The 2,357-nt window shown below is 62.5% G+C and carries 2 protein-coding genes; both read left to right on the forward strand.

The genetic code is table 11. The features are described from left to right. Positions 1-1,305: cytochrome c biogenesis protein ResB (gene resB / locus GNZ21_RS00050; RefSeq protein WP_157320177.1), on the forward strand; the 1,305-nt coding region annotated here is incomplete at its 5' end. Between the two features lie 2 nt (positions 1,306-1,307). After that, positions 1,308-2,357, forward strand: a 1,050-nt coding sequence (ccsB, locus tag GNZ21_RS00055; RefSeq protein ID WP_157320179.1) for a c-type cytochrome biogenesis protein CcsB, incomplete at its 3' end; no start/stop codon positions are given.

Genomic DNA, 2,357 nt, shown 5'->3' on the forward strand with positions numbered 1-2,357 from the left:
CCCCCGCGCACCCCGCGCCGGCTAGAACGGCTGCCTGAATACGGGGCACTTGAACTCGACGACGATGGGCCCGGCCCCGATCAGGCGCTTGAGGATGCCGCGAAGATTATGCGGCGTCGTCGGTATCGGGTTGAAGTCCGTCCCGATGAGGCCGGCGGCGGCTCCATCGGTGCGGAGAAAGGTTATCTCCGTGAAGTCGGCAATATCCTCTTCCATGTCTCGCTGGTGGGGGTGCTGATCTTTGTGGCGTTGGGTGCGATGTTCAGCTACCGCGGCCAGAAGATCATTGTGGAGGACGAGGGTTTCGTCAACGCGCTGGTCGCCTATGACAACTTCTATCCCGGCACCTGGTTCAGCGAGGATCAGCTCGACCCGTTCTCCATCCAGCTCAATGATTTTGAGCGTGCTTTCGACAGGCAGGTCACAGCTGAAGGAGAGGCTGGAGCGGATTGGGGCAATGCGTTGGACTTCACTGCGTGGGTCACCGTCCAGGAAGACGTCGATGCTGAACCTGAGGAGACGACGTTGAAGGTCAACCACCCGCTCACACTGGGCGGAGCCAATATCTACCTGGTGGGCAACGGCTACGCACCGGTGGTCACCGTACGCGACGGCGAAGGCGAGGTGGCCTTCTCTGGGCCGGTGATCACCCGTCCTGATGATGGTGTCTACACTTCCAGGATGGTGGTCAAGGCTCCCGATGCTGATCCTGAGCAGCTGGGGTTTGTGGGTCTGTTTCTGCCTACTGCAGTAGATGGTGGAGATGGTATGGCTGTTTCAGCTGACCCTGAACTGGGCAATCCGGAGCTGCACCTGAACGCCTACGCCGGGGACCTGGGCTTGGACGAGGGCATCCCGCAGAACGTCTACGTGCTGGAGACTGATGACCTGGAGGTGCTGAACTCCCGGGAGGTTGAGGCCGGCGGGGTGGTGTTGGGGCCGGGGGAGACTCATGAGCTTCCTGACGGGTTGGGCACGTTGGAATTTGAGGATGTCCAGGACTACATCGCCATCGACATCACCTATAACCCGGGCGAGACCGCGATCCTGGTGTTCGCGCTGACGGCCACCGCAGGACTAGTCATCAGCCTGTATCTGCGCCGTCGTCGTGCCTGGGTGACTGCAGAGATCACCGAAACCGGCCGCACGTTGGTGCGTTACGGGCTGCTCTCCAGGGGAGAGGACTTCGGTCTCCGCGACGAGAACATCGCTCTGCGAGCCCAGTTCGAGAAGACCTGGCCCGTGCGACCACCAGCAGCCCTGGATGAGGCTGAGGACGAAGCGACGACAGGAAGGCGCGACTGACCATGCTGTTTACACTTGGGGCCATCACCCTGCCACCCATCAACATTGCACTGGCCGAATACTCTGAACTGTTCATGATGATCGCAGCGTTTATCTACACGCTTGCTTTCATTCTCTTTACCGTAGACACCGCAAAAAGCTCTACCACGATCCGACGTATTGAGGCCGAGCTTGCAGAAGAACACGAGGGCTCCTTAACCCGGAGCAGCAAGCTGACAGCGGCGGCTGCCGGATCATCTGCCCCCGGCACCGCAGACCGGGCGTCCGCACCTCCAGGCGGCAGAGGGGATTCCTCGGATATCCCGGAACTGGTGGACCAGGACATGGCATACCTGAGGGCGCCACGCCCATTCGCCAACGCCGCAGTCGCCTTAACCATTGTGGCCGCGGCTGCCCACGCATTCGCGGTGGTGGCCCGCGGAGTCGCAGCCTCACGCTGGCCGCTGGGCAATATGTACGAATTCCTCGTCGGCGCCGCCCTGGTGGTCGCCGTCGTCTACCTGCTGGCCTTGCTCCGGCGCGACCTGCGATTCATCGGAACCTTCGTCCTCGGCCTGGTTGTAGCGATGATGGTGGCCGCTACCATCGGCTTCCCCACTCCCATCGGGCACGTCCAACCGGCTCTGCAAAGTCCGTGGCTGGCCATCCACGTGAGCCTGGCCGCGTCGGCAATCGGGCTGTTCGTGCTGACCTTCGCCATGAACGTGCTGCAGCTAGTCCAGGCTAGGCGCGAAAAGGCGCTGGCGCAGGGGCCATCGGGGTGGTTCGAACGGACAGTCTCCCGTTGGCAGTTCATGCACCTGGTGCCCAAGGCCTTCTCGTTGGAGTCCTGGGCCTACCGCCTCAACGCCGTGGGCTTCGTCTTCTGGACCCTTGGGCCCATGATCACCGGCGCGATCTGGGCCCAGCAGTCCTGGGGCCGCTACTGGGGCTGGGACCCCAAAGAGGTCTGGACCTTCGTGATCTGGGTGGTCTACGCCGGCTACCTCCACGCGCGTGCGACCCGAGGCTGGACTGGCAACCGTGCCGCCTGGCTATCGATCATCGGCTTC

The organism is Nesterenkonia alkaliphila (genome assembly GCF_009758175.1).
GTDB classification, from domain to species: Bacteria; Actinomycetota; Actinomycetes; order Actinomycetales; family Micrococcaceae; genus Nesterenkonia; species Nesterenkonia alkaliphila.